General features: G+C 49.8%; 1 pseudogene. It reads left to right on the top strand.

Features of this window, described 5'->3' with window-relative positions:
• Positions 1–211 (top strand): annotated as a pseudogene (locus A3773_RS17665) (reverse transcriptase domain-containing protein); the annotation flags it as partial.

Genomic DNA, 211 nt, shown 5'->3' with positions numbered 1-211 from the left:
GGTCACTACCGAACTGGCAACAGGTCGATATACGCCCTCACCGGTCAGACGCGTTGAAATCGATAAACCCGATGGTGGTACTCGCCAACTGGGGATTCCAACCGTCTGTGATCGAGTGATTCAGCAAGCGATTGCCCAAGTCCTTACGCCTATTTTTGATCCCGATTTCTCAAACAATAGTTTTGGATTCCGGCCAAATCGAAATGGGCAA

The sequence above is a fragment of the Neptuniibacter pectenicola genome (assembly GCF_001597735.1).
In the GTDB taxonomy this organism is placed as follows: Bacteria; Pseudomonadota; Gammaproteobacteria; order Pseudomonadales; family Balneatricaceae; genus Neptuniibacter; species Neptuniibacter pectenicola.
The sequence above is the reverse complement of the archived record's forward strand: the minus strand, read 5'-3'. Positions and strand labels throughout refer to the sequence as shown.